27 protein-coding genes are annotated in these 26412 nt (G+C 67.2%); 6 read left to right on the top strand and 21 right to left on the bottom strand.

Annotation, left to right across the window (positions count from 1 at the left end):
* Positions 1-10: 10 nt before the first annotated feature.
* From D5041_RS03110 to D5041_RS03085, 6 genes are all read right to left on the bottom strand, one after another.
* Positions 11-1177, bottom strand: coding sequence for an enolase C-terminal domain-like protein (locus D5041_RS03110; protein WP_010101147.1), 1167 nt, complete (start codon positions 1175-1177; stop codon positions 11-13).
* Between the two features lie 24 nt (positions 1178-1201).
* Complete coding sequence (locus D5041_RS03105; protein ID WP_265258342.1) at positions 1202-2560, bottom strand: aminotransferase family protein; 1359 nt, start codon at positions 2558-2560, stop codon at positions 1202-1204.
* A gap of 48 nt (positions 2561-2608) precedes the next feature.
* Positions 2609-4144 carry an aldehyde dehydrogenase gene (locus D5041_RS03100; RefSeq protein ID WP_265282245.1) on the bottom strand — a complete coding sequence of 512 codons (1536 nt, stop codon included), beginning with the start codon at positions 4142-4144 and terminating at the stop codon, positions 2609-2611.
* 25 nt (positions 4145-4169) lie between these two features.
* Positions 4170-5489, bottom strand: a complete 1320-nt coding sequence (locus tag D5041_RS03095; RefSeq protein WP_265283860.1) for an MFS transporter — start codon at positions 5487-5489, stop codon at positions 4170-4172.
* Positions 5490-6039: 550 nt separating this feature from the next.
* The gene (locus D5041_RS03090; protein ID WP_010100812.1) at positions 6040-6345 is read right to left on the bottom strand and encodes a c-type cytochrome; all 306 of its coding nucleotides are present in this window, start codon (positions 6343-6345) and stop codon (positions 6040-6042) included.
* Between the two features lie 96 nt (positions 6346-6441).
* A protein-coding gene (locus D5041_RS03085) for an IS5 family transposase (RefSeq protein WP_407702210.1) occupies positions 6442-7211 on the bottom strand; the annotation gives its coding sequence in 2 pieces (ribosomal slippage) (positions 6442-6858 and positions 6861-7211; 768 coding nt in all).
* Between the two features lie 147 nt (positions 7212-7358).
* Between D5041_RS03085 and D5041_RS03080 the strand changes: the two genes are divergently transcribed.
* Positions 7359-7613 carry a TIGR04438 family Trp-rich protein gene (locus D5041_RS03080; RefSeq protein ID WP_265282244.1) on the top strand — a complete coding sequence of 85 codons (255 nt, stop codon included), beginning with the start codon at positions 7359-7361 and terminating at the stop codon, positions 7611-7613.
* Positions 7614-7620: 7 nt separating this feature from the next.
* Here D5041_RS03080 and ilvD read toward each other — a convergent pair whose 3' ends face one another.
* The 4 genes from ilvD to D5041_RS03060 all read right to left on the bottom strand — a co-directional run bounded on the left by ilvD (position 7621) and on the right by D5041_RS03060 (position 12354).
* Positions 7621-9327 (bottom strand): dihydroxy-acid dehydratase, encoded by a 1707-nt coding sequence (ilvD, locus tag D5041_RS03075; RefSeq protein WP_010100810.1) that lies wholly within the window; start codon positions 9325-9327, stop codon positions 7621-7623.
* Positions 9328-9441: 114 nt separating this feature from the next.
* Positions 9442-9999 (bottom strand): sugar transferase, encoded by a 558-nt coding sequence (locus D5041_RS03070; RefSeq protein WP_265282242.1) that lies wholly within the window; start codon positions 9997-9999, stop codon positions 9442-9444.
* Positions 9996-10802 (bottom strand): aldolase/citrate lyase family protein, encoded by an 807-nt coding sequence (locus D5041_RS03065; RefSeq protein ID WP_010101890.1) that lies wholly within the window; start codon positions 10800-10802, stop codon positions 9996-9998. Before D5041_RS03065 ends, D5041_RS03070 begins: the two co-directional genes overlap by 4 nt.
* Before the next feature lie 22 nt (positions 10803-10824).
* Entirely contained in the window at positions 10825-12354 is a 1530-nt protein-coding gene (locus tag D5041_RS03060) for a lipid II flippase MurJ (protein WP_265283859.1), read from the bottom strand.
* A gap of 137 nt (positions 12355-12491) precedes the next feature.
* Here D5041_RS03060 and lysS point away from each other — a divergent pair, with 137 nt between their 5' ends.
* On the top strand, positions 12492-14039 hold the full coding sequence (gene lysS, locus D5041_RS03055; RefSeq protein ID WP_265283858.1) for a lysine--tRNA ligase: 1548 nt from the start codon (positions 12492-12494) through the stop codon (positions 14037-14039).
* 61 nt (positions 14040-14100) lie between these two features.
* Positions 14101-14697 (top strand): mechanosensitive ion channel family protein, encoded by a 597-nt coding sequence (locus D5041_RS03050; RefSeq protein ID WP_265258349.1) that lies wholly within the window; start codon positions 14101-14103, stop codon positions 14695-14697.
* Positions 14698-14731: 34 nt separating this feature from the next.
* On the opposite strand, the gene D5041_RS03045 is transcribed toward D5041_RS03050, so the two are convergent.
* Genes D5041_RS03045 through folE form a run of 3 tightly spaced genes read right to left on the bottom strand, consistent with a single transcriptional unit; the run spans position 14732 to position 16863 of the window.
* The gene (locus D5041_RS03045; RefSeq protein ID WP_265283857.1) at positions 14732-15700 is read right to left on the bottom strand and encodes a phosphotransferase family protein; all 969 of its coding nucleotides are present in this window, start codon (positions 15698-15700) and stop codon (positions 14732-14734) included.
* A gap of 36 nt (positions 15701-15736) precedes the next feature.
* A complete protein-coding gene (locus tag D5041_RS03040; RefSeq protein ID WP_010101101.1) occupies positions 15737-16159 on the bottom strand; it encodes a BLUF domain-containing protein in 423 nt (140 codons plus the stop codon).
* Between the two features lie 2 nt (positions 16160-16161).
* Complete coding sequence (gene folE, locus D5041_RS03035) at positions 16162-16863, bottom strand: GTP cyclohydrolase I (RefSeq protein ID WP_265282238.1); 702 nt, start codon at positions 16861-16863, stop codon at positions 16162-16164.
* A gap of 122 nt (positions 16864-16985) precedes the next feature.
* Between folE and D5041_RS03030 the strand changes: the two genes are divergently transcribed.
* Complete coding sequence (locus D5041_RS03030) at positions 16986-17414, top strand: CopD family protein (RefSeq protein WP_265258352.1); 429 nt, start codon at positions 16986-16988, stop codon at positions 17412-17414.
* A 42-nt stretch (positions 17415-17456) separates the two neighbouring features.
* Entirely contained in the window at positions 17457-18572 is a 1116-nt protein-coding gene (locus tag D5041_RS03025) for a VanZ family protein (RefSeq protein ID WP_265258353.1), read from the top strand.
* Positions 18573-18655: 83 nt separating this feature from the next.
* On the opposite strand, the gene D5041_RS03020 is transcribed toward D5041_RS03025, so the two are convergent.
* From D5041_RS03020 to relB, 8 genes are all read right to left on the bottom strand, one after another.
* Positions 18656-19573: a ParB/RepB/Spo0J family partition protein gene (locus D5041_RS03020; protein WP_265258354.1), complete on the bottom strand. Its 918-nt coding sequence runs from the start codon at positions 19571-19573 to the stop codon at positions 18656-18658.
* 59 nt (positions 19574-19632) lie between these two features.
* Complete coding sequence (locus tag D5041_RS03015) at positions 19633-20178, bottom strand: RBBP9/YdeN family alpha/beta hydrolase (protein ID WP_010105620.1); 546 nt, start codon at positions 20176-20178, stop codon at positions 19633-19635.
* A complete protein-coding gene (locus D5041_RS03010) occupies positions 20175-20987 on the bottom strand; it encodes a ParA family protein (protein ID WP_265283856.1) in 813 nt (270 codons plus the stop codon). The genes D5041_RS03015 and D5041_RS03010 overlap by 4 nt, the downstream gene beginning before the upstream one ends.
* A 205-nt stretch (positions 20988-21192) precedes the next feature.
* Positions 21193-21891 carry a 16S rRNA (guanine(527)-N(7))-methyltransferase RsmG gene (gene rsmG, locus D5041_RS03005; protein ID WP_265283855.1) on the bottom strand — a complete coding sequence of 233 codons (699 nt, stop codon included), beginning with the start codon at positions 21889-21891 and terminating at the stop codon, positions 21193-21195.
* Positions 21888-23852, bottom strand: a complete 1965-nt coding sequence (gene mnmG / locus D5041_RS03000; protein WP_265283854.1) for a tRNA uridine-5-carboxymethylaminomethyl(34) synthesis enzyme MnmG — start codon at positions 23850-23852, stop codon at positions 21888-21890. Before mnmG ends, rsmG begins: the two co-directional genes overlap by 4 nt.
* A gap of 173 nt (positions 23853-24025) precedes the next feature.
* Positions 24026-25198: a tRNA guanosine(34) transglycosylase Tgt gene (tgt, locus tag D5041_RS02995; RefSeq protein WP_265283853.1), complete on the bottom strand. Its 1173-nt coding sequence runs from the start codon at positions 25196-25198 to the stop codon at positions 24026-24028.
* 79 nt (positions 25199-25277) lie between these two features.
* Positions 25278-25547, bottom strand: coding sequence for a type II toxin-antitoxin system RelE family toxin (locus tag D5041_RS02990; protein WP_010106007.1), 270 nt, complete (start codon positions 25545-25547; stop codon positions 25278-25280).
* The gene (relB, locus tag D5041_RS02985; RefSeq protein WP_029554475.1) at positions 25531-25758 is read right to left on the bottom strand and encodes a type II toxin-antitoxin system RelB family antitoxin; all 228 of its coding nucleotides are present in this window, start codon (positions 25756-25758) and stop codon (positions 25531-25533) included. Before relB ends, D5041_RS02990 begins: the two co-directional genes overlap by 17 nt.
* A gap of 166 nt (positions 25759-25924) precedes the next feature.
* Between relB and D5041_RS02980 the strand changes: the two genes are divergently transcribed.
* Positions 25925-26380, top strand: coding sequence for a type II 3-dehydroquinate dehydratase (locus D5041_RS02980; protein WP_010106004.1), 456 nt, complete (start codon positions 25925-25927; stop codon positions 26378-26380).
* Positions 26381-26412: the final 32 nt, after the last annotated feature.

The following is a 26412-nucleotide window of genomic DNA, read 5'->3' as shown; positions in this document are numbered from 1 at the left end:
CTGCGTTCTTTCAGGTGCGCAGCAGGTCGGTGATGTGCGGCAGCAGCTGCGGCCCTTCTTCCAGCCCGAAACCGGGGGCCTGGGTCGGCGCTACGCATCCGTCGGCGACGCGGCACCCGGGGGCATAGCCGCCGAACGGCGCGAACACGCCGGGGTAGGCTTCCGAGCCACCGAGCCCGAGGCCGACGACGACGTGCAAGGCGAGCATGTGGCCGCCGTGTGGGTGCAGTTCCTTGCGCGAATAGCCGTGCTTCTCCAGCGCGCCAATCATGCGCACGAATTCGCTCAGCCCGTAGCCCAGGCCGGGGTCCATCTGGAAGTAGTCCAGTCCCCTGCGCATGCCGCCGAAGCGCGCCAGGTTTTCCACGTCGGGCGCAGAGAACAGGTTTTCTCCGGTCGCCAGGCGGTGCGGGTAGGCCGCAGCGAGTTCGCTCATCAGGGCATAGTCGAGCGGGTCACCGGGCTCCTCGTACCAGCGCAGCCCGAAATCCTGCATGGCGCGGCCGTAGGCGATGGCGCTTGCGGTATCGAAGCGGCCGTTGGCGTCCACCGCCAGATGCGCGGGCTCGCGCACCACCTTCAGAACGGCTTCGATCCGCGCCATGTCCTGCGCCAGCGGGGCGCCGCCGATTTTCATCTTGAAGCGCACGTAGCCCAGATCCTGGTAGCGCCGCATCTCGTCCTGCAGGCGGTCGATCCCATCCTCCGGATAGTAGTAGCCCCCGGCCGCGTAGACCGGCATCGCCGCCACGGGCTGCACGCCGAAATGCTGTGCGATGAGCTGCCAGGCGGGGATTCCGAGCAGCTTGGCGTTCAGATCCCAGACCGCCAGTTCGATCGCCGCGGCCGCGTGCGCCCGATCGCCATGTCCCCCGGGCTTTTCGTTGCGCAAGATGCTGGCCAACACCTTTTCGGGAGCAAACAGGCGGCCATCGTCGCTCAGCAGGCTGCCGGGCGCGGCCGCCTGCAGGCGCGGGATGAAGCGGCTGCGCAGCAGGCCGCTTTGGTCAAAGCGGCCAATGGAGTCGAATGCCAGTCCGGTGACCGGCTTGCCCTCGCGCACGACGTCGCTCACGAGGGCCACCAGGGAAACCGTGTGTTCGGCGAAATTGACCACCGCATTTTTTATGTTTGCCTGTAGCGGGATGGCCCGCTCGCGAACTTCGACGATGCGCATTTCCGGTCCTCTCCATCAGATGGCTCAGATCGCCTCGAGCGCCTGTCCCAGCGCCTTCACCCCGGAGACGATGTCCGCCTCGCTGACTACCAGCGGCGGGTAGAAATGCGCGCCGAGCAGCGCGCCATCGCGCGAGATGCGCACGAGCAGGCCGTGGTCGTAGGCCAGCTTGCGTACCTTGCGCACCGTGGCGTCGGGGTCGGCCTGGTCGGAGATGTCGGCCAACGTGCTGGACAGCAGGCCGATCACGCACAGGTGGCGCACGCGCGGCACGCCAGCCTGCATGCGCTCGAGTTCGCGGCGCAGCACGGCCTGCATGCGCGCGGCGTGCGCGACCAAGCCGTCGCGCTCCGTGATGTCGAGGACTGCCATCGCCGCCTCGCAGGCCACGGGATGGCCGGCGTAGGTGTTCAGATGCAGCAGCGGCGAGTCCTTGAAGACCTCCTCGACGCGCCGCGAAACCGCCACCGCGCCCATGGGCACGTAGCCCGACGTGAGGCCCTTGGCGTAGGTGACGATATCGCCGCGCACGCCGAAATGCTCGGCGCCGAACATCTTGCCGGTGCGCCCGAAGCCGCAGACCACCTCGTCGATGATGAGCAGGATTCCGTGGTGGTCGCAGAACTTGCGCAGCCGGGTGAAGTATTCCGGATGCGGCACCTTCACCGCCTGCGGGATCGCCACCGGCTCGGCAATGATTGCCGCCACCGTGGCGGGCCCCTCGTTTTCCACCGTGCGGCTGAATGCGTCGAAACAGGCCATGGAGCAGGCATCGCTCGGGCCGCACTGTCCGCAGCGCCCCGGCGAGGGCTGCGCTCCCTGGATGAAGCCCTCGGGCAGGGGGCCGAAGCCCTCCTTGAAAGCGGCCACGCCGGTCGCAGCCGCCGCAGCGTATGTGGATCCATGGTACGAGCCGACGCGCGACAGAATCTTCACCCGCTGCGGCTGACCGCGGCGGCGATGGTACTGGCGCGCGATCTTGAACGCGAGCTCGTTCGATTCGCTGCCGCTGTTGGTGAACGAGAAGATCGGGTCGTCGCAGAGGACCATGCCGGCCAGCCGCTGCGCGAGCGCCACGGCGTAGGGGTGCGAGATGCCGCCGTCGAGCGCGATGAACTCGAGCCGCTTGACTTGGCGGGCGATGCGCTCGGCCACCTCGGCGCTGCCGTGGCCGATCTGGCAGGCGCCCAGGTGCGTTCCCGCGTCCAGCAGCCTGTGCCCGGCCTCGTCGTACACATAGGCGCCTTCCGCGCGCAGGATGCTTTTCGGGTAGGTGTGCGGGTATTCGCGTTCGAGCTGGGTGAAGTCGGCCAGGAAATGCCGCAGGCTGTGCCTGGCGCGGTCCCGGAGGCTGGGCTGGCAGTCGGTGGCGGGGGTTTTCATCGGGGGGTTTCCTTTGCTGTTTTTCGGATGTTGGCGCGCCGGCGAGCGTCACGCGCGCATGACGAAGGGGTCCTGGACCTCGTCGCTGAGCTCGCACCAAACGCTCTTGGTCTGCAGGTAGGCGTCCAGCGCCTCGATGCCGTTCTGGCGCCCGATGCCGCTCGCCTTGTAGCCGCCGAACGGCGAGTTGAAGGCCATTGCGCGGTACATGTTCACCCAGACCGTTCCCGCCTCCAGGCGATGGGCGACGCGGTGCGCGCGCCGGATGTTCAGCGACCACACCCCGGCAGCGAGGCCGAAGCCGGTGCCGTTGGCCAGCGCGATGGCCTCTTCCTCGTCGTCGAAGGGGATCACCGACAGCACCGGGCCGAAGACTTCGTTCTGCGCGATGAAGCTCTGTGGCTTCACGCCGCTCAGGATGGTCGGCGTGTAGAAGTAGCCGCCGGGCAGGCCGGGCACCGCGGCGCGGCAGCCCCCGTGAACCACGCAGGCGCCCTCCTCGATCGCACGGCGCACCATGGACTCGTTCTTCGCCAATTGCGCGCGGGTGGCCACCGGCCCCATTTGCGTGTCCGCCTCCAGCGGGTTGCCGATGCGGATGCCGCGCGCGCGTTCGGCCAGTTCGTTCAGCATCCGGTCGTGCAGACTGCGGTGGATGAAGGCGCGCGATCCGGCGACGCAGGTCTGTCCCGCAGCGGCAAAGATTCCGGCCAGCAGGCCGGCGCGGGCCTGCTGCGGATCGGCATCGTCGAAGACGATGTTCGCCGACTTGCCGCCGAGTTCCAGGGTGACGTGGGCCAGCCGCCTGGCCGCACGCACGCCGACCTCGCGGCCGGCCTCGACCCCGCCGGTGAAGGCGATCTTGGCAATGTCGGGATGCTCGACCAGCGCCTGCGCGGTGGCGCGGCCGCCCGTGACCACATTCAGCACCCCGGGCGGGAAGCCGACCTTTTCCGCCAGCTTGACCGCTTCGATGATCGACGCCGAGGTCACTTCCGAAGGTTTGATCACCACGCAGTTGCCGGCCGCAAGGGCGGGAGCGACCGCCATGACGGTAAGAAACAGGGGCGAGTTCCACGGCATGATGGCGCCGACGACGCCCAAGGGCTCGCGCCGGGTGTAGTTGAGCACCGAGGCCCGTTCGAGCGGAATCACCCGGCCCTCGATCTTGTCGGCCAGCCCGCCGTAGTAGTACAGCCAGTCCGGCACGATGCGCGCCTGCAGCACCATCTCGTTGAGCAGCTTGCCGTTTTGCGTGGTCTCGATCCGGCCGATGCGCTCGGCGCTCTGCCCGATGGCGTCGGCCCACAGCATCATCAGCCGCCCGCGCCGGGTCGCTGACAGACTGCGCCAAGCCGGCCCTTCGAAAGCCGCTTTCGCGGCCGTGGCAGCCTGCGCGACGGCGGCTGCGTCACCTTCGGCAAACCGGGCCCAGGGCTCGCCCGTGGTCGGGTTGCAGGACGTGAACCGGGCGCCCGAGGGCGCGCACTGCACGCTCTCGCCGGCGATCCAGTGGCCGTATTCGATCATCTGTCCGGTGGTGCTGGCGTTCATGTTTTTGGCTGGGAATTGGTTCATGTTCATGGAGAGGGGGGTGGGAGATGGGGCGTCAGTCGCGGCGCAGCGCGGCGCGGTGGCCCGCCTTGTCGCAGGGGGCCAGAGAGAGCGTGATGGCCGCGCCGGCGGCCGCCGCCATGAGGTAGAAACTCGGTGCCAGCGGGTTTTGCGTGCTGTCGATCAGGTAGGTGGCGATGTAGGGCGCCGTGCCACCGAACAGCATGACCGAGGCGTTGTAGCCAATGGAAATCGAACTGGCCCGCACGCTCGTCGGGAACATCTCTGCCATGTACGCGAACAGGGGCGCCGCGCCTGCCGCGATGCTCACCGAGAGAACCGCGCCGCTGAGCATGGCCGTCGCGAGGCTGCCGCTTTCGGCAATCAGGCGAAACGCCGGGTAGGTCAGGCAGACCAGTGCAAGGCTTGCGCCGATGATCACGGGACGGCGGCCGATGCGGTCCGACAGCGCCCCCCAGATCGGCAACGCGACGATGTGCGCAATCAGGATCACCGCCGTAACGGAGAACACCTCGTCCGACTTGAACCCGACCACGGTCCTGAGGTAGGACGGCATATAGCTCAGCACCGTGTAGAAGCCGACGCCGTACGTCAGGGTGGCGCCAAAGGCCACCGCAATCCAGCGCGACTGCTTTTGCAGGCTGGACCTGAGCGGCGACGGATCGGCCCCCTTTTTCTCCAGCAGTTCACGAAACAGCGGCGTGTCCTCGACCCGGGTGCGCAAATACAGACCGGTCATTCCCAGGGGCAGGGCGATGAGAAAGGGAATCCGCCAACCCCAGTTGCCCATGAATTCCCTGGAGTAATTCGCGTTCAGGCACAGCATCAGCACGGAGCCAAACAGCAGCCCGCAGGCAGAGGCCGCCGGCAGAAGGCTGGACAGCAGTCCACGCCTGCCATCGGGGGCGTACTCGTTGATGAACGAGGAAGCCCCCGCGATCTCGCCGCCCGCGGACAATCCCTGGAGGACCCGGCAGAGCAAAAGCAGCGCCGGAGCCAGCACACCAATCTGCGCAAAGGTCGGCAGGACCCCGATGGCAAAGGTCGCCAGGGACATCAGCACGACCACGGCGGCAAGGCAGCGCTGCCGGCCAACGCGGTCCCCGATATAGCCAAACACCAGACCGCCAAAGGGACGGGCGAAGAATGCCACCGCAAAGGTGGCAAATACCGGCAACAGGCTGGAGTCGGCAAAGAAAGCGCTCGCGAGATAGGTTGCCACGTAGGCGTAGACGCCGTAGTCGTACCACTCGACGAAATGGCCTATCACCCCGGCGGCGATGGCCCGTTTCAAGGGGGAGGGTGGAACTTTCTCCGTTCCCGGAATCGCCAAGGCCGGTGCAGTGTCTTGCATGAAATGACTCCTTCGGTGGTTGGGGCATGGAATCGACGTCATGGCGGGCAGACACGATTCGGCTTGCCGACCACTCGGAGGAATCGCGCGAAAGAGACCGCGTTCATCCCCTATTGATCAATTGTTATTTCTTTTGTTGTTTGAAGTCAAGACGGATCACTCCCTGGTGTTTTGCCCCGCAAATAGCAGCACAAGATAAAACGGCTGTATCTCGCGCCATGGCAGGGCGCAAGCCGCAGCGATACCCTCAGCTATCGCGGGGATTTGCAACGCCTTCATGGGCGCGAAGGCGCGGCTTTATGTGCGAGTATTTGCGGGGCAGTGCGCTACTGCGGCGCCTCGCGCAAGCGGTTCCGTGCGGATGCGCGGGCGTCAGATCGCTGCGTGCGGGGAGGGCGATGGCGCACTGCGTCGGCCCGGGGCTTGCGACACCCGGGTCGTCAAGCCGGCATGCAACGATGGAAATTGCGGGGCATTCCGGGCGCCGAATTGCCGGAGGCACCCCGGCATGCGGCCCCTCGCAGTCGCCGCAGCGGGGGCGGCGCGCGCATCACTTCTGCGTCAGAACCCAGGCTGCCAATTTCTTGGCGTCGGCCTCGCTGACCTGCGCGTTCGCAGGCATCGGGACGGGACCCCAGACGCCGGAGCCGCCCATGATGATCTTGGCCGCCAGCTTGGCCACGGCGTCCTTCTGGCCCGCATATTTGGCGGCAACGTCCTTGTACGCGGGGCCGACCAGTTTCTTGTCCACCGCGTGGCAGGCCATGCAGTTCTTGGCCGTCGCCAAGGCCATGTCGGCCATCGCGGGTGTCGCAGCGGACCAGGTCATGGCGAGAGCGATCAGGGTGCGTTTCATCGGGGGGTTTCCTTACGGGTAAGTCATGATGGATACAAAGCATCTACTTCGAGTCACAATACGCGCTTTGTTCGCTTCCGATTCTAGGGCCTGTCATCAATTGAGCCAGACGACCGAAGCGGCGAGATGAACAGCGCCGAGGAAATTGCGTGCAGTTTTGTCATAGCGAGTGGCGATGCAGCGGTATTGCTTGAGCTTGGCAAAGAAGTTCTCGATCAGATGGCGTGCTTTGTACAAATGCCGGTCGTAGTCACGTTGGTCGTTGCGCTTACTGCGTGGCGGGATCACGACGGTCTTGCCTGCCTTGAGCAGTGGCTCGATCACCCGATCCTGGGCGTCATAGGCCTTATCGGCCAAGATTGCATCTGCTTGTATGTCTTTGAGCAAAACGTCAGCTCCTTGGAGGTCGTGCGCCTGGCCAGGCGTCAGGAGAAAGCCTGTGGGATTGCCAAGCGCATCGACCGTGGCGTGGATCTTGGTACTTGCTCCCCCACGACTGCGACCTATGGCTTGGTTTTCTGGCGTCCTCCCTCTTTTTTTTTTGCCCCTGCGCTGTGCTGATGGGCTCTAACAATGGTCGAATCGATCATCACGTACTCGTTGTCCCGGTCTTGCGACAAAGTCTTGAAGATGCGCTGCCAGACATCCGTTTTGCTCCATCGCGAATGGCGCAGATGTACTACCCGAAAATCTCCGAACCGCTCGGGCAGGTCGCGCCACGGGATGCCCGCACGGTATCGGTACAACACCGCCTCAACGAACAAGCGGTTATCGCGTGCCGTCGCCCCAACGTGCCCCTCGCGCCCCGGCAGCATGTCTTTGATGCGCTCCCATTGGTCTTGCCTCAGCGCGTACCTGTGGTTCATCAGCCTTCCTTTGTCATCGTGTTCCGAGTTTAGCGCCGGAGTGACTTCAATTGATGACAGGCCCTAGTGACTCAGGTCGCCGCTGGCGATTGACCTGAGTCAATCAAGCGCCTGCCCACAACCCCTTTCTCCTGGAGAACACGATCCATGCCTCTGCTGGGATTTTCCCTTCTCGTGCTGGTACTGAAGTATTTCGAGATCGGCCCCCTGGCCGCCATGTCCTGGTGGTGGGTGCTGCTCCCCTTTGCGATCACCGCGCTGTGGTGGTTCTGGGCCGATTCGACGGATGGCGGCAAGCGCAGGATCGAGGAAAGGATAGGGCAGCGCAAGCAGGACCGCATCGACAAGCGCAAGCAGGCCCTGGGCATTCGCCCAGGCAGCCGGCCGCCGCCCCGGCGCTGAGCGCTCGTCAATACGCGTCGAGCACCGCGCCCCGGCTGGCGCTGGACACATTGAACGCGAACTTGGCCTGCACGCCGCGCGTGTAGCGCGCAGCGGGGGCGGTCCACGCGGCGCGGCGCCGGGCGATTTCCGCGTCGTCCACATTCAGTTGCAGCAGCAGCTGGCGCGCGTCGATGGTCACGCTGTCGCCCTCGTGCACCAAGGCGATGGTGCCGCCGGCTGCGGCCTCGGGCGCCACATGGCCGACGACCATGCCCCAGGTGCCGCCGGAAAAGCGCCCGTCGGTGACCAGGCCCACGCTCTCGCCCAGGCCGGCGCCGATCAGCGCACCGGTGGGGGCCAGCATTTCGGGCATTCCGGGGCCGCCCTTGGGGCCCAGGTAGCGCAGCACCATCACGTCGCCCGCCCGGATCTTGCCGTCGAGGATCGCTTGCAGCGCCGATTGCTCGTCGTCGAACACGCGTGCGGGGCCGGTGATGACGGGGTTCTTCAGTCCGGTGATCTTGGCCACGGCGCCTTCGGGGCTGAGGTTGCCCTTGAGGATCGCGAGGTGGCCCTGCGCGTACAGCGGGCGGTCGATGGGGCGGATGACGTCCTGGTCGGCGCGGGGTTGGGCGGGCACGTCCGCGAGCACTTCGGCGAGCGTTTTGCCGCTGATGGTGATGCAGTCGCCGTGCAGCAGTCCGGCGTCGAGCAGCAGCTTCATCACCTGCGGGATGCCTCCGGCGCGGTGCAGGTCCACGGCCAGGTACTTGCCGCTGGGCTTGAGGTCGCACAGCACGGGCGTGCGCTGGCGGATGCGCTCGAAGTCGTCGATGCTCCACGGCACGCCCGCGGCGTGGGCGATGGCCAGGAAATGCAGCACGGCGTTGGTCGATCCGCCGGTGGCCATGATCACCGCGACGGCGTTCTCGATGGCCTTGCGGGTGACGATGTCGCGCGGCCTGAGGTCGCGCCGGATGGCTTCGATCAGCACCTTGGCCGATTCCCTGGCCGATTCCCGCTTCTCGTCGTGCGGGTTGGCCATGGTCGACGAGTAGGGCAGGCTGATTCCCAGCGCCTCGAACGCGCTCGACATGGTGTTCGCGGTGTACATGCCCCCGCACGAGCCGGTTCCGGGGATGGCGCGCTTTTCGATCTCTTTGAGGTCATGGTCGCTGAGCTTGCCTGCGGCGTTTTCGCCCACGGCCTCGAACACGCTGACGATGTTCAGGTCCCGGCCCTGGTAGCGGCCGGGCAGGATGGTTCCGCCGTACACGTAGATCGCGGGAACGTTGGCACGCAGCATGCCCATCAGGCCGCCGGGCATGTTCTTGTCGCAGCCGCCGACCACGAGCACGCCGTCCATCCACTGGCCGCCGACGCAGGTTTCGATGCAGTCGCTGATCACTTCCCGGCTCACCAGGCTGTACTTCATGCCCTCGGTGCCCATGGCCATGCCGTCCGAGATGGTCGGCGTGCCGAACACCTGCGCGTTGCCGCCCGCCTGCCCGATGCCTTCGATGGCCGCGTCGACCAGCTTTTGCAGGCCGCTGTTGCAGGGCGTGATGGTGCTGTGGCCGTTCGCCACGCCGACCATGGGCTTGGCGAAATCGCCTTCCACGTAGCCCATGGCGTAGTACATGGAGCGGTTGGGCGCGCGCGACTTGCCTTGCGTGATGTTGGCGCTGCGGCGGTTGATGGGCTGGATCGGGGGAGTCTTGTCGTCTGCCATGGTTTTTTTCCTTCGTGGAGCGGTGTCTTTGGTCCGCCGCATTGTGTTGCAAAAACGGGCGCAGTTTCCGCGCCAGGACCCTGCGGAGGGAAGGCGACCCCGGGGTGTTTCAGGTCAGTTTGCCGCCCGGCCCCCGAGCCGCCCGAGGGTCCGGACCATGATCCACAGGTCCAGACCCAGGCTGGCTTCGCGGGCGTAGCGCAGGTCCGCCGCGAGCCGCTGCGCGTGCGTCGCCTCGGAGCGGAACAGCACCTGCGCGAGCCCGGTGATTCCCGGCCGCACGCTGCAGCGCTCGGTCCATTCGGCCTCGGCGTAGAGCGCGCGCTGAACGGGCAGGTCGGGGCGCGGGCCGACCAAGCTCATCTCGCCGCGCAGCACGTTCAGCAGCTGCGGCAGTTCGTCGATGCTCGAGCGGCGCAGCCAGCGCCCGACCCGCGTGATGCGCGGGTCCTCGCTGCCCCCGGTGCAATGGGGCCCGACGGCGCTCGCGTCACGCACCATGCTGCGGAACTTGTACATCCGGAATTCGCGCCCATGCAGACCCACACGCTGCTGTCTGAAGAGCACCGGGAACCCGTCGCCGAGGGCGCAGGCCAGCGCTGCGGCGAACAGCACGGGGCTGAGCAGAACCAGCGCCGCCAGCGACAGCACGGCGTCCAGCAGGCGCTTCACGCGCTCCGCCCCATGCGCGCTGCGATCGCCTCGATGTCCGCCCGGATGCGCAAGCGGTCGCCCTCCACCTGCTGCGCAGCGCGCTCGCGCAGCGCGCGTTCCGCCTGCCGCAGCGCCTGCACCCGGTCCTCGAATGATTCGGCGTCCGCGCCCCCATGGAAGCTGCGCGACAGGATCACCGCAGCCGAGCCCAGCCGCAGGTGTTCCGCAAGCACGCTGCGCCCCGGCAGCAGCCCCTCGTCGAGCCGCGCGATGCCGCCGAAACCAAAGCGCAGGCCGCGCGCGTGCACGCACGCGGCGACGCGATCCAGCAGGCCCTGCGCCAAGGGCTCGAACATGAACCGGCAGCCGAGTGCCAGGTGCAGATCGTTCAAGCCCACGAACACCTCGCTCAGGCCGGGGGTGTCGATCCAGGCGGCGAGCGTCTGGAGCGCGCCCGCCGTTTCGAGCAGCGCGACGATGGGCGCGCGCCCCGCGACCAGGGCGCTGAAGCTGCGCAATTCGTCCGGCGCATGGAACATGGGCAGCATCAGCGAATCCGCGCCCTGCGCGAGCACGCTGTCCAGCTCCCCCGGCGTGCCCGCGTGCAAGGGATTGAGCCGCACCATCAGGCGCGCGCGCCGAAGCTGCGCCCTGACGCGGCCCACGTCCCCGATGCCATGGCTGCTGATGAAGGTGTTGCGCCCGGCCTGGCGCTGCGCCTTGCCGTGGATTTCCAGATCGACGAACAGGCGCATCCCGGGCAGCAGGTCGCAGCGGCGCGCCAGCCCGGGGTCGTTCGTGATTTGCAGGAAGTCGATCATGGTGTGTGCTGTGGGGGAGCCATCATGCGCGCAGCGCCTGGCGCAGCTGCGGGCCCGAGAACCAGCCGGCTGCGGCAACGGCGAGCGCGGCCAGGGCGCACGAAACCAGCTCCCGGACCTGTTGCGGACCCAGGGTCCGCGCCGGGGTGGCCTGGCCGCCCCCGGCCGGGCCGATCCAGCGCGCCAGCAAGGCCACGGCGAGCAGCACGAGCAGCGGGGCCAGCAGCTCGCGCAGCGGTATCCAGCGCCGCACGGCGCGCGCGCCGAGCGCGCTCCAGGCCAGCCAGGCGGCGAGCGCGAAACCGGCGTTCAGGGCCCACATGAGTTCCTGCCCCGCGGTCAGACCCAGCGCCCCCGCCAGCAGCAGCAGCGCCAGCGCCAGCGCGTAGGCGAGCACGGCAAAGCGCATGCGCCCCAGCGTCGCGAGCAGCGTTACCGCGAGCGCGAGCAGCGCCTGCGGCAACAGCCCCCAGGCGCCCGCGCGGCCCCAGTCGGCAATCTGCCCGAGCGCCGGCGTCTGCATGCGCCCCCAGCCGAACAGCAGTGTGGCGATCACCGGCGCGCCCACCAGCAGCGCCGCCGCCGCCGCGCAGGCCAGCGTCCAGGCCAGGACCAGGGCGCTGCGCACCGCCGTCGCCAGCGCGTCCGGGCCCGGGCCCGGCCCGGCAGCGTCCGCGGTCTGCGCATGGGCCTGCGCGATCGCCGGAAAGGCCAGCGCGGCGACGAGTTGCACGGCCAGCACCAGCGGCAGCTCGACCAGCTTCCAGGCGTAGTTGAAGCTTGCCAAGGCCCCTTCGCCGGCCCCGGAGGCCAGCGTCCGGGCGACAAAGGGCAGCGCCAGGGGCAGGCCCGCGCCCAGGGCGGCCCAGGTCCAGATGCGCCAGCCCGGCAGCGGCGCGGGCGCCGCTGCCGGCGCAGGCTCGGGCGGCCCGGCGCGCGCGCGCAGGCGCCAGCCCTGCCAAAGCAGCCTCAGGAGCACCGCGGCCACCAGGGCGGCGCCCAGCGTCTGCCCGGCGGCCTGGTCCGCCGCGCGCCCGGCGAGGAAAACCAGCGCGCCGATGAGCACGCCGTTGACGACGAGGTTCGCGCCGTAGAGGCCGACGAAATCGCGCTCATGCTGCAAGCGTGCCGCCCAGAGGCCCGCGAGCATGGCGGCGGGCAGCGCCAGGGCGCTCCAGACCAGCGCCGCGCTGACCGCACCCTGTAGCGCAGGCGCCACTCCCGGCAGCAGCAGCGCGCCGAGCGGAATCCGCGCAGCGCACATCAGCACGGCGAGCACGAGCGCCCCCCACAGCAGGCGCCAGGCGACCCGGTTCTGCGTTGCCTGCTGCTGCCCCGCGGTCTCTTGCGCCCAGCGCGGCAGGAGCACATAGGCCAAGGCCCCGCTCGCCAGCACGCCGGACAACCAATCGGGCAGGGTCAGCATGACGATGAGCACGTCGGCCATTGCAGAGCTGCCGAATGCGGCGGCCAGCGCCGTCTCGCGCAACACGCCGAGCACCCGGCTGGCGAGCAGCAGCGTCAACGAGAGCAGGCCGGCTTGGAGAAACATGCGGCAAGATTATCGAGGCTCGGTGAAGGACGAACTCCGCGCGCGCATGCGGCGGCCGCAAAAAACTAGAATCGCAGGCTTCGGTCCGAAACCACGCATTCCAACGCCCATCGCCCACTATCTGCCGGCGGCCCTCCATGCCAGACAACGCCAACACCCCCGCCGCCCTCCAGGACGAAAACCAGCTCATCGCCGAGCGCCGTGAGAAGCTCCGCGCCCTGCGCGCCGTGCAGGCCGGCGGCGGCGGCGTGGCCTTTCCGAACCATTTCAAACCCGCGCACCAGGCCGCGCAACTGCACCTGGCGCACGGCGCGGCCACGGCCGAGGCCCTGCAGGCGGAACCCGTGGACGTCAGCGTCGCGGGCCGCGTGATGCTCAAGCGCGTCATGGGCAAGGCCAGCTTCGTCACCCTGCAAGATGGCTCGCTGGGCGAGGCCGGCGGGCGCATCCAGCTGTACGTCACGCGCGACGCCGTGGGCGATGATTTGTACGCCGCCTTCAAGCACTGGGATCTGGGCGACATCGTGGGCGCGCAGGGCACGCTGATGAAGACCCGCACGGGCGAGCTGTCCGTCAAGACGACCCAGCTGCGTCTGCTGACCAAGAGCCTGCGCCCCCTGCCCGACAAATTCCATGGCCTGGCGAACCAGGAGCAGAAATACCGCCAGCGCTATGTGGACCTGATCACCGACGAGCAGGCGCGCACGCGTTTCACCGCGCGCAGCAAGACCGTGAGCGGCCTGCGCGAATTCATGGTGCGCCACGGCTTTCTGGAAGTCGAGACGCCGATGCTGCACCCGATCCCCGGCGGGGCCAACGCCAGGCCCTTCGTGACGCAGCACAACGCGCTCGAACAGCAGATGTACCTGCGCATTGCGCCCGAGCTATACCTCAAGCGCCTGATCGTGGGCGGCTTCGAGCGCGTGTTCGAGATCAACCGCAGCTTTCGCAACGAAGGCATCTCGGTGCGCCACAACCCCGAGTTCACCATGCTCGAGTTCTACGCGGCGTACTGGAACTACCTGGACGTGATGGACTTCACCGAAACGCTGGTCCGGGAAATGGCGCTCCAGGCCACGGGCGCGCTGCAACTGAACTACCAGGGCCGCGCCGTGGATCTGGCGCAGCCGTTCGCGCGCCTGAGCATCCGCGAGGCCATCTTCCAGTACACCGAGGCCGGCGCGCACGTGGACGACGCCGCCTGGCTCGTCAGCGCGCTCAAGAAGCTCGGCCTGACGCAGGAAAAAGACCGGCTGTCTGCGCGCAGCCTCGCCAGCCTGCAGGTGCTGTACTTCCAGGAAACGGTGGAAGACAAGCTGTGGCAGCCAACCTTCATCGTCGAGCACCCCACCGAGATCTCGCCGCTGGCGCGCGCCAACGACGCGCGCCCCGAGGTCACGGAGCGGTTCGAGCTCTACATCACCGGCCGCGAATTGAGCAACGGCTTCAGCGAACTCAACGACGCCGAAGACCAGGCCGCACGCTTTCACGCCCAGGTCGCCGCGAAGGACGGCGGCGACGACGAGGCCATGTTTTTTGACCATGACTTCGTGCGCGCGCTGGAATACGGAATGCCCCCCACGGGGGGTTGCGGCGTGGGCATCGACCGCCTCGTGATGCTGCTCACCGACAGCCCCGCGATCCGCGACGTGATCCTGTTCCCCGCGCTGCGCAGGGAGTCCTGAGAGCCCTCCGGTCCCGACCGCCCCAGACCGCGAGCCATCCCCCTTCATGGTCACTTCCCGCATGCAACTCTGGCAAACCCACCTGCCCGATTGGGTGCAGGACTGGCTCGAAGTCATCGTCCCCGGTGCGCAGATCCTGCTGATCCTGTTCATCGCCTGGCTGCTGCAATACCTGTTGCGCCGCCTGGTCCGCCGCGCGGGCACGCGCTGGCAGTTGCCCGGCGAACTGCTGTCCCCGATCAATGGCCTGATCCGCTGGATCATCGTTGCCGGCGCGATGGTGCTCGTGCTCGAGCGCATGGGCGTGTCGGCCACGGCGCTGTGGACGGCGCTCACCGGCTTTGCCACCGTGGGCGCGGTGGCGTTCTTTGCCGCGTGGAGCGTGCTGTCGAACCTGTTTTGCGCGCTGCTGATCTTCACCATGCGGCCGTACCGCGTGGGCGACTACATCGAGGTGCTGGACACCGCCGAAAAGGTCGGCGCCATCGGGCGCGTGGTGGACATCAATCTGCTCTACACCATACTGGAAGAGCACGCGCCTCCGCACAGCGGCGCCTGGCTGCAAATCCCGAACTCGCTGATCTTCCAGCGTGTGGTGCGCCGCTTCCGGGGAATTCCTCCGCCCCCCGCGGCCGCCGCGGCAAACGCTGGCGGCTAGCCTGGGAGCCAGCGGCCAATACGGCTGCGCGCGTTCATTGCAGCCATTGCGCGAGCACGCCCAAACTCCAGCGGCGCACGGCCTGCCCCGCTGCATCATCGAGATGGCCGGTCCACACCGTGCGACTGGGTCCTGCGAGGCGGTAGAGCGTCTGGAACGCGGTATGCACCCGGAATCGTCGCTGCGCCGAGGAGTCCGCCGGGGCCGCGCAGGCGCCGCAGTACGCATTCCAGGCGCTGTGGATGGACGCTTCGGGATCGGTCCCGGCGCGCAGGTCGCGGATGACGTACTCGCTGAGCAGATAGGCCACGTCGTAGAGCCCCTCTCCGAAATGTCCCTGCTCAAAGTCGATCACCGACACCCCGTTCGCGGCAACCAGCACATTGCGCGAGTTCAGATCCCCGTGTACCGCTTGCGCGTCCGCTCGCAGGTACTCCCCGATGAACCCCTGCGCAGACGCATGCAGGGACGCCGGCATTTCTGCGAGCAAGCGCGTGTATTGCAGATCGACCTTGAACGCCTTGAACGGAGCACTCGCTTCCAGCAGCAAGCCGCGAGGCTCCAGCGGCAACGCATGAAGCACCGCCAGCCAGGCCATGACGCGAGGAAGCGGACCTTCGGCCCCGCGGCTACCGACGCGCAGCATGTCGTACAGCGGATCGCCCTGCGCCTGGTCCATCGCGATCAGGTCGTCGTCGGCCAGCACGGCCAGCAATGCGGGCACGCCCACCGCCGATTCGCGCGCGCTGGCGCGCAGCGCGAGGTCATGCCAACGCGATGCGACCAGGCAGCGCTGCGCCGCGCTGGTGGGCAGCGGCGGAAAGCCGTCCGAGCTCGCGGTGTCCGTCAAGCGCTTCAGGTACTTGGTACCCAGCGAGGACTCCACCCGCACCACCCGGTTGAACAGACCGCCCGTGGCGTTCTCGAGCCTCAGCGGCTGCCGGGGCCACAGCGCACGCGCGGCGCGCTCCATGCGCGGATCGATCGCAGAGGGTTCGGACATTTCCATCTGCGCACTGCCGACCGCGCCCAAGCCTGTTCAGGCGCGGCCGATGATCGACGCCGTGGCCATGAGCTCTTCGAGCAGCGCAAACGACATCCTGCCCGACATCGCATAGGGGTCGAGCTCCGGCTTCTCGGAATATTTGAGCAAGATGGAATAGTTGATCTTGGAGAGGTTCACCTGCCCCATGGTCCAGCCGCCGAAGCGGCGCTCGGTGATCTCTTCGTAATGCAGCAGTTCCACGTCCTTGTGGCGCGGGTCGCGCTGGATATGACCGTACAGATCGCTCACTGCACAGCGACCGCCCTCGATGGCTTGCAGAAAGACCCCGCCGCCGTAGCAGAGCACCCCGGTGATTCCGCAGCCCGGGTTGTGCTGTCGTGACTGGGTGAGGATGGCTTCGATGGCTGCGGGCGAGGTATCGACCGCGCGGCTGGCGTAGAGCAGGCGGACCAACATGGTCAGTTCCTTCCAGGAATGAGCGAGAGGAATTCACGGCGCAGCGCGCTGTCCTTGAGGAACACGCCGCGCATCACCGAGTTGATCATCTTGCTGTCCATGTCGCGCACACCGCGCCAGGACATGCAAAAGTGGCTGGCCTCCATCACGATGGCCAGGCCGTCGGGCTGGGTTTTCTCCATGATCAGGTCGGCCAGCTGCACCACGGCCTCTTCCTGGATCTGGGGCCGGCCCATGATCCAGTCCACGAGCCGCGCGTACTTGGACAGGCCGATCACGTTGGTGTGCTCGTTGGGCATCACGCCGATCCAGATCTTGCCGATCACGGGGCAGAAGTGGTGGCTGCAGGTGCTGCGCACGGCCAGCGGCCCCACGATCATGAGCTCGTTGAGGTGCTCGGCGTTCGGGAACTCGGTGATGCGCGGCTGCACCACGTAGCGGCCCTTGAACACCTCGTTGAGGTACATCCGGGCCATGCGGCGCGCGGTGTTGCGCGTGTTGTGGTCGTCCCGGGTGTTGATGACCATGCTGTCGAGCACGCCCTCCATCTTGCGCTCGACCTCGTCGAGCAGGCGCTCCAACTCACCGGGCTCGATGAACTCGGCAATATTGTCGTTGGCGTGAAAGCGCTTGCGCGCCGCAACGAGCCGCTCACGGATCTTCACGGAAACAGGCGTGCCTTGGTCCGGCGGGGGAGGGAGCATATTGGCTGGGGAAGGTTGACTCGACAGGGGCCCGGGCATCGTACCAGCGAACGGCGCCCACGGACCGCAGGGCGTCAGCTCTTCGGGAGGGTCGCCGGCTGCAAGGCACGTAAACTGCGGCCATGCTCTGGATCAAAGCCTTGCACATCGTCTTCGTGGCCAGCTGGTTTGCCGGCCTCTTCTACCTGCCCCGCATCTTCGTGAATCTGGCGCTGGTCGCCCCGGGATCGGTCGCCGAGCGCGCGCGTCTGCTGCTGATGGCGCGCAAACTCCTGCGCTTTACCACGCTGCTGTCCATTCCCGCGCTGGCGCTGGGGGCCTGGCTTTGGCTGGGCTACGGCATCGGCCGGGGCCCGGGCAATGGCTGGATGCACGCCAAGCTTGCCGTGGTGCTGCTGGTGATCGGCTACCACCACGCCTGCGGCGTCCTCTTGCGCAAACTGGCCGACGGCAGCAGCCGCCGCAGCCCCCGGTGGTTGCGCTGCTTCAACGAAGTGCCCGTGCTGCTGCTGCTCGCCGCGGTGCTGCTCGCGGTGGTGAAACCGTTCTGACACTGCGCGCTGCCTGTACGCTACCTGTGCGCAGGAAGACCCATGCACAAGACCTCCGCCTGGCCGCTGGCGCTGATCTACGCAGCGCTCATCGTTTTTGCCAGCCTCTACCCCTTTGAGGGCTGGCGTGCGCAGGGCATAGACCCTCTGGTGTTCCTGCTGGCTCCGCTGCCCCCGGCGTACTGGACGGGGTTCGACCTGGCGATCAACGTCGCGGGCTATGCCCCGCTGGGCTTTTTGTTGGTGCTGGCGCTGCTGCGTTCGGGCCGGGGGCGTGCGGCGGTGCGCTGGTCCGCGCTCGCGGGCGCGCTGCTGTCGCTGAGCATGGAGTTCCTGCAGATCTACCTGCCGCAGCGCGTCCCGTCGAACCTCGATCTGGCGCTGAATGCCTTCGGCACGCTCGCGGGGGCCCTGAGCGCGGCGCTGCTCGAGCGCCTGGGTGCCATCGACCGCTGGAGCGACGTGCGCCAACGCTGGTTCGTCCCCGACGCCAGCGGCGGCCTGGTGCTGCTGGCGCTCTGGCCACCGGCACTGCTGTTTCCGGCAGCCGTTCCCTTTGGTCTGGGCCAGGTGCTCGAGCGGCTCGAGACGGCGCTCGCCACGCTGCTCGACGACACGCCGTTTTCGGGCTGGCTGCCGCTGCACGGAGCCGCTCTGGAGCCGCTCTCCCTCGGCAGTGAGTTGCTGTGCGTCACGCTGGGCCTGCTCATCCCCTGCCTGCTGGGCTACTGCGTGATCCACCGCCAGGCCGGACGCCGCGCGCTGTTTGCGCTCGGGGTGATCGCGCTGGGCGCAGTGCTCACCGCCCTGTCGGCGGCGCTGAGCTGGGGCCCGGCACACGCCTGGGGATGGCTGGATCTGCCCGCGCGCTTCGGCGTGGGGGCTGCGCTGGCGCTGGCCTGGCTCCTGCTCGCCCTGCCGCGCAGAACCTGCGCGGCCATGCTGCTGCTGGCGCTGGCCTGGCATCTGGCACTGCTCAACCAGGCGCCCACCAGCGCTTACTTTGCCCAGACCCAACAGGTCTGGGAACAGGGCCGTTTCATCCGCTTCTACGGCCTGAGTCAGTGGCTGGGCTGGCTGTGGCCCTATGCCACGCTGCTGTACGTGCTGCTGCTGGTGTCGCGGCGCGTGGGATCAACCTTCGCTATCAATCAATAACCGTCGATTGATTTTTCAACAGCACCCGGCTTCATCTGCTGCATCGGCCAGCGCCTGTTTTGCGTATCTGAACCGCATGCACATCAAGCCCTCCGGAGCCGCTCGATCAAGCCGTTGAGCGCCTCCAGCGAGCCGAACCGGATCACCAACTCGCCCATCTCCGCGGCGTGGTCGCCGCCCTTCTGGCGCTTTTTCACGCGCAGTTCGACCTCGGCCATGAGCAGGTCGGACAGTTCCTCCTCCACCCGGCGCAGGTCGCGCGACTTTTCCGATTTGGGCTTTTGCGCGAGTTGGCTGGAAGCACCGATTTTCTTGACCAGCGCCTCGGCCTGGCGCACCGAGAGCTTCCTGGCCGCGATCTGGTTGCCGGCGGTGATCTGTGCGGCGCGCTCGAGCGCCAGCAGCGCACGCGCATGGCCCATGTCGATGTCGCCAGCCATGAGCATGGTCTGCACGGGATCGGCCAGGTTCAGCAGCCGCAGCAGATTGCTGGCCGCGCTGCGCGAGCGACCCACGGCCTGGGCGGCCTGCTCGTGCGTGAGGCCAAAATCCTTGACGAGCCGCTGCAGGCCCTGCGCTTCTTCGAGCGGGTTGAGGTCCTCGCGCTGGATGTTCTCGATGAGCGCCATGGCGGCAGCGGCCTCGTCGGGCACGTCGCGCACGAGCACGGGCACGCTGTCCAGGCCGGCCAGCCGGGCCGCGCGAAAACGCCGCTCGCCGGCGATGATTTCGTATTTGCCCGCGTGCTCGCCCTCGCTCAGGCGGCGCACCAGAATGGGCTGCATGACGCCCTGGGCCTTGATGGACTCGGCCAACTCGTACAGGGCCCCCTCGTCCATGCGCGTACGCGGCTGGTATATGCCCGGGACCAGCACGCTCAGGGACAGCGTGCCGGGCTGCCCGGCGTCGGCCGCCCGGGCCTGTTCCACCCCTTCGGCGACCTTGGGGCCCAACAGGGCTTCGAGGCCGCGACCCAGGCCCTTGGGTTTTTTGCTCACCATGTCGTGCGTGCTTTCTTCGGTGTTTTTCTGATTTCTGGCGGCCGGTCGTGGACGGGCGCTTATGCCCTGGCGGCGAGCCGCTGCAACCAGCCATGGCCCTCGTCCCAGTCGCCCAGGCCGGACTCGGTATTGATGTGCCCCCGCTCGCCGCAGTCGACGAAGTCCGCGCCCCAGGCCTGCGCCAAGCTCCGGGCGCGCTCGAAGCTGCAGTACGGGTCGTTGCGGCTGCCCACCAGCACCGAGGCAAAGGGCAGCGCCTGGAGGGCAATCGGCGCCCAACCGGGGAGCTGTGCGCCGAGGAGGTCGGGGCGTTCAACGTCGCCGGGCGCCACCAGCAGCGCGCCCTGCACGCGGCAGGCGTTCGCGGAATGCGCCGCCCACCATGCGCTGAGGATGCAGCCGAGGCTGTGCGCCACGAGCAACACGGGGCCGCCGGCGTCCACCACGGTTTCCTCGAGCCGCGCCGTCCAGTCGCCGCGCAGGGGATGTATCCAGTCGTGCTGCTCCACACGGCGGTAGCCATGCCGGGTCTCCCAGAGGCTCTGCCAGTGGCCGGGGCCCGAATTCTGCCAACCGGGCAGCAGCAGGACGTCGGACGGCTTCATGCGCTGGCGGCTGCTTTGGCGATGGACGGTGCGGTGCCGTGCAGGCTGCGCACGCGCACGACCATCTCCTGCGCAAATTCTTCAAAGGCCAGGCTGCCCTTGGCGGCCGGGTCGAACACCACGCCGGGCAGGCCGTAGCTGGGCGCCTCGGCCAGGCGCACGTTGCGCGGGATCACGGCGTCGAACACCTTGTCGCCAAAATGGCCCTTGAGCTGGTCGCTGACCTGCTGCTGCAACGTAATGCGCGGATCGAACATCACGCGCAACAGGCCGATGATCTGCAGGTCGGTGTTCAGATTCGCGTGCACCTGCCGGATGGTGTTCACCAGGTCCGTCAGTCCTTCGAGCGCAAAGTATTCGCACTGCATGGGAACGATCACACCGTGGGCGCTGCACAGCCCGTTGAGCGTGAGCATGGAGAGCGAGGGCGGGCAGTCGATGAGGACGAAATCGTAGTCCGCGTCCGCCGGGGCCAGCGCGGCCTTGAGCCGCCTCTCGCGCTGCTCGAGCGCCACCAGTTCCACCTCGGCGCCGGCCAGTTCGCGGTTCGCCCCGAGCACGTGGTAGCCGCATTTTTCCGAAAACACCGCCGCCTCTTGCACGGACGCGGATTCGAGCAGCACGTCGTACACCGTCAGCTCCAGCTGGCGCTTGTCCACGCCCGAGCCCATGGTGGCGTTGCCCTGGGGGTCCAGATCGACCATCAGCACGCGCTGGCCGATCCTGGCCAGACCCGCAGCCAGGTTGACGGTGGTGGTGGTCTTGCCAACGCCACCCTTTTGGTTGGCAACGCAAAAAATCTTGGCCATGTGGACGCCGCGGTTATTGTCTTATTCGGAGATGAGCAACTGCCGATCAGAAACACGCCCGTGATTCTTCGCGCATGCGGGGTTGGCGCGCATGCATTCGAATGGTTTTCCCGGAACGACCGCTGTGGCAGGAAGCGCAGCAAAAAAACGAGATGCCGAGTTTACGCTAGCCCGCCTTGTCGGAATCCGTTCCCGTCATCAAACATCAAACGGCGGGTCGCATCCAGACGATGCAGCGCTCGGCATCAAGGCCGGGCACCGCCAGCGGTTCCACGTGAAACACCTGCACGTCGGCGGGCAGGGCCGCGATTTCATCCGCCGGGTGCCGGCCCTTCATGGCCAGCCAAACGCCGTGGGGCTCGGCCAGTGCCGTGCGCGACCAGCGCACGAAGTCGGGCAGCGAGGCAAAAGCGCGGCAGCTGACGAGGTCGAACCGTGCGTTCAGAGCCTCGACCCGCGCGTGCACGCCGTGCACGTTGCGCAGCCCCAGCGTCAGCGCCGCCTGCTGGACAAAGGCCGCCTTCTTGCCCACCGCGTCAACACAGTGCACGGCCACCTCGGGGCAGCAGATGGCGAACACCACGCCGGGCAAGCCGCCGCCGGAGCCCACGTCGAGCAGCCGAACGGTCTCGGGCCGCATGCCCCCCCCTGCCCCGAGACCAGCCGCGTGGACCTGGCGGCGCAGCGGCGCCACCGCCGCCAGGCTGTCGAGCAGATGCTGCGTGAGCATCTCCCCGGGGTCGCGCACCGCCGTCAGGTTGTAGACCGCGTTCCACTTCTGCAGCAGGGCCAGAAAATCCATCAACTGAGCGCGCTGCGCAGCGCTCAGATCCAGCGCCAAGGCCTGGGCGCCCGATTCCAGCCGGGCGCTGAGCGCGTCGCGGCCGGTGTCGGTGGCCGTCATGCCGGCACGTCACTTTTCACCTGGGCGGAGGCCAGTCCGCCGCCCTTCTTCAAATGCACCATCAGCAGGGAGATCGCGGCCGGGGTGACCCCGGTGATGCGTGACGCCTGGCCCAGGGTTTCGGGGCGATGGCGGTTGAGCGCCTGGCGCGCCTCGATGCTCAGCGCCGTGACCAGCATGTAATCCAGATCCGCTGGCAGGCGCAGTTTCTCGAAGTGCGCGGCGCGTTCCACCTCGCCCTTCTGGCGGTCGATATAGCCCGCGTACTTGGCGGCGATCTCCACCTGCTCGAGAACGACTGCGCTCAGCGCGCCCAAGGTTTCACGTGAAACGTCGGCGCAGGCGTACCTGCCACCGTCGAGCGACATGAGGTCGGAGTAGCCCACTCCCGAGCGGCGCAGCAGTTCGAACAGGCTGTATTCATGCCCGATGTGTTTGCCCAAAACCCGTTCGGATTCGGTGGCCGGAAGATTGCGCGGGTTCACCCAGGTGCTCTTGAGGCGTTCCGTTTCGCGCAAAACCGCATCGCGCTTGCGGCCAAACGCGTCCCAGCGCGCATCGTCAACCAGGCCCATGCGGCGCCCGGCCTCGGTCAGCCGCAGGTCGGCATTGTCTTCGCGCAGTTGCAGGCGAAACTCGGCGCGGCTCGTGAACATGCGGTAGGGCTCGCTCACCCCTTTGGTGATCAGGTCGTCGACGAGAACGCCCAGGTAGGCTTGCTCGCGGCCAGGGAGCCAGGCAGCCTCGCCCCGGCATTGCAGCGCGGCGTTGATTCCCGCGAAAAGGCCCTGCGCCGCAGCCTCTTCATAGCCCGTGGTGCCGTTGATCTGCCCGGCAAAGAACAGGCCCCGGATTTGCCTCGTCTCGAAGTTGCTCCTGAGCGCGCACGGGTCAAAGTAGTCGTACTCGATGGCGTAGCCGGGGCGCAGGATATGCGCGTTCTCCAGCCCCGGCAGGCTGCGCACCAGATCGTATTGAACGTCGAACGGCAGGCTGGTGCTGATTCCGTTGGGGTAGACCTCGTGCGTACTCAGGCCCTCGGGCTCAAGGAAGATCTGGTGGCTGTCCTTGTCGGCGAAGCGCTGGACCTTGTCCTCCACGCTGGGGCAGTAGCGCGGGCCCACGCCCTCGATCGTTCCCGTGAACAGGGGGCTGCGGTCGAAGCCGCTGCGAATGATTGCGTGCGTGCGTGCGTTCGTATGGGTGATCCAGCACGGAACCTGCCTGGGATGCATTCGGGCGCTGCCCATGAAGCTGAACACGGGCAGCACGCCCTCGTTCACGCCGCCGGGCATGCCGTCGCCAGGCTGTTCCTCGCATTTGGAAAAATCGATGCTGCGCCCGTCGATGCGCGGGGGCGTTCCCGTCTTCAACCGGCCCTGCGGCAGCTGGAGCTCCTTCAGGCGCGCGCTCAGCGACACGGCGGGCGGGTCCCCGGCCCGGCCCGCGGGGTAGTGCTTCAGGCCCACATGGATCCGGCCGTCGAGAAAAGTGCCGGCCGTGAGCACCACGCTGCGGCTGCGAAAGCGGATTCCCAGCTGCGTCACGGCGCCCACCACCCGGTCGCCCTCGAGCAGCAAATCGTCCACCGCCTGCTGGAACAGCCACAGCTGCGGCTGGTTTTCCAGCATGCGGCGGATCGCGGCCTTGTACAGAACGCGGTCGGCCTGCGCGCGCGTGGCCCGCACGGCGGGACCCTTGGACGCATTCAGGATGCGGAACTGGATTCCGCCCTCGTCCGTGGCCAGCGCCATCGCGCCGCCGAGCGCGTCCACCTCTTTCACCAAATGGCCCTTGCCGATGCCGCCGATGGAGGGGTTGCAGCTCATCTGCCCCAGGGTTTCGATGTTGTGCGTCAGCAGCAGCGTTCCTTGCCCCATGCGCGCAGCGGCCAGCGCGGCCTCGGTGCCGGCGTGGCCGCCGCCGACGACGATCACGTCAAATTCCTGGGGGTACAGCATGCAAACGCTCCGGGGCCGAGGCCGATCAAGAAAAACACCCGGTGTGGGCAGGGCCCCCTACCGGTCCGCCAAGCGGCCTGCGATTTTCCCACTTTGCGCAAGCCCTGTCTGTTCCAGCAGACCGGCGCGATGTTTCACGTGGAACCGAACCCGGCGCAGCGCGCGGCTTCGGCTCACACGCCGCGCGCCCGCTCCGCCCTCAGGTGTTCGCGCAGCTGCGCGAACTCCCCGGCGTCCAGCGCATCGCGCACTTCGCGCATGAGGTTCAGGTAGTAATGCAGGTTGTGCACGGTGGTGAGCATGGGGCCGAGCATTTCGCCGCAGCGGTCCAGGTGGTGCAGGTAGGCACGGCTGAAACCCTCGCGCCCCCCCTGGTCCCAGGACACGCCGGACGGGCCCGCGCAGGCATAGCAGCTGCAACTGCTGTCCAGCGGCTGCTGGTCGGCCCTGTGGCGGGCGTTGCGGATCTTCAGGTCGCCAAAGCGCGTGAACAGCGTGCCGTTGCGTGCATTGCGCGTGGGCATCACGCAGTCGAACATGTCCACGCCCTGGGCCACACCCTCGAGCAGATCCTCGGGCGTTCCCACTCCCATCAGGTAGCGCGGCTTGTGCGCGGGCAGCCGGTGCGGCGTGTGCGCCATGACGCGCAGCATCTCCTCCTTGGGCTCGCCCACGCTCACACCGCCGATGGCGTAGCCGGGAAAGTCCATGGCTACCAGGGCTGCGAGCGATTCGGCGCGCAGGTTCTCGTACATGCCGCCCTGCACGATGCCAAAGAGCGCATTCGGGTTGTTCAGGCGCTGGAACTCCGCCTGGCTGCGCCTGGCCCAGCGCAGGCTCATTTCCATGGACTGGCGCGCCTCGCCCTCGGTCGTCAGCTGCCCCCGGGTCTCGTAGGGGGTGCATTCGTCGAGCTGCATCACGACGTCGCTGCCGAGCACGGTCTGGATCTGCATGCTCAGCTCGGGCGACAGGAAGAGCTTGTCGCCGTTCACCGGACTGGCGAAATGCACGCCCTCCTCGGTGATCCTGCGCATGGCGCCCAGGCTCCACACCTGAAAGCCGCCGGAATCGGTGAGGATGGGTTTGTCCCACTTTTCAAAGCCGTGCAGGCCGCCAAAGCCTTGCAACACGTCGAGCCCGGGGCGCATCCACAGGTGAAAGGTATTTCCCAGAATGATCTGCGCGCCCATTTCATGCAGGCTGCGCGGCGTCACGCCCTTGACGGTGCCATAGGTTCCCACGGGCATGAAGAGCGGCGTCTGCACCACACCATGGCCCAGCGTGAGCGCGCCGCGGCGCGCGTGGCTGGTGGGGTCGGTCTTGAGAAGGTCAAATTGCAGCATGGGGCGCATTCTCCCATTCAGCATGCGGCCCGGATCTGCGCAAGCAGCCTGCCCGTCCGCCGCGCCCCCCGATCTCGTATCAGCGATACACCTCGCGCCGGTTACCGATCCTGACGATCAGGATTCGCAAAGCGCCGTCCTCAATGTGAGCAATTACGCGATAGTCCCCTGCGCGGTACTTCCAGAACTCACCCAAGCGCGAACCCTTAAGGGCTTCCCCCAGACTGCGCGGATTGTCCAGAGGGGCCACGCGCTTACGCAGAAAGGACAGGATGCGCCGGGCAATTTGTGGGTCAAGTTGATCAAGGTTCTTCCGCGCCAGCGCCGAAAGCTCAATCTTCCATGCCATAGCGTTTCATCACTTCCTCGAGCGGTACGGTTTGCGACTTGTCCGCACGAATTGCTTCCAACTCGCGCTCGGCCAAGTACAAGTCCTCCAAGTCGTCGATGTGTTCGCAAATCGCCTCGGTGGCGTAATAGGTCTTGCTGCGCCCGGTCAGCGCGGCCAATTTCTTCAACCGGGCTTCAACGTCATCGGGCAATCGGATTGAGATGGGCATGGCGCGCTTGCGTGGTTTTTAGCGATACAACTATCGCAAACTCCGGGCAAGGATGCAAGCAGTTTGTCCAAACCGCCAGAGGGAGCTGCTGCTCTCCTCGGTGCACCGCATAATCCCCCCTCTGGCCCGCCAGAGTGGCAGGCGCAGCGTCCCGGAGTGCCTGTTTGTGAAAACCGTTTTTGTGCTGAATGGCCCGAACCTGAACCTGCTGGGCCAGCGCGAGCCCGCCGTGTACGGCATGCACACGCTGGCCGACGTGGAAAAGCTGTGCAGCGCCGCCTGCGCGCGCCATGGCTTTGCGCTGCGCTTTCACCAAAGCAACCATGAGGGCGCGCTGCTGGACTGGATCCACGAAGCCGGCCGCGTGCACGCCGCGGGCGATCTCGCCGGCGTGGTGATGAACGCCGGCGCCTACACCCATACCAGCGTGGCGCTGCACGATGCCATAAAGGGCACGGGCGTGACGCTGATCGAACTGCACATCAGCAACGTGCATGCGCGCGAGTCGTTCCGCCAGCATTCCTGCATGGCTGCGGCGGCCCGGGCCGTGATGTGCGGCTTTGGTGTGCCGGGCTACGGCCTGGCCATCGACGGCCTGGCGCAGTTGCAGCCTGCGGCCTGACGCGCCGGCCCCGCTTCCCGCGGGCAGAAAGC

Source organism: Verminephrobacter aporrectodeae subsp. tuberculatae, assembly GCF_026127385.1.
GTDB lineage: Bacteria > Pseudomonadota > Gammaproteobacteria > Burkholderiales > Burkholderiaceae_C > Acidovorax > Acidovorax aporrectodeae.
The sequence above is the reverse complement of the archived record's forward strand: the minus strand, read 5'-3'. Positions and strand labels throughout refer to the sequence as shown.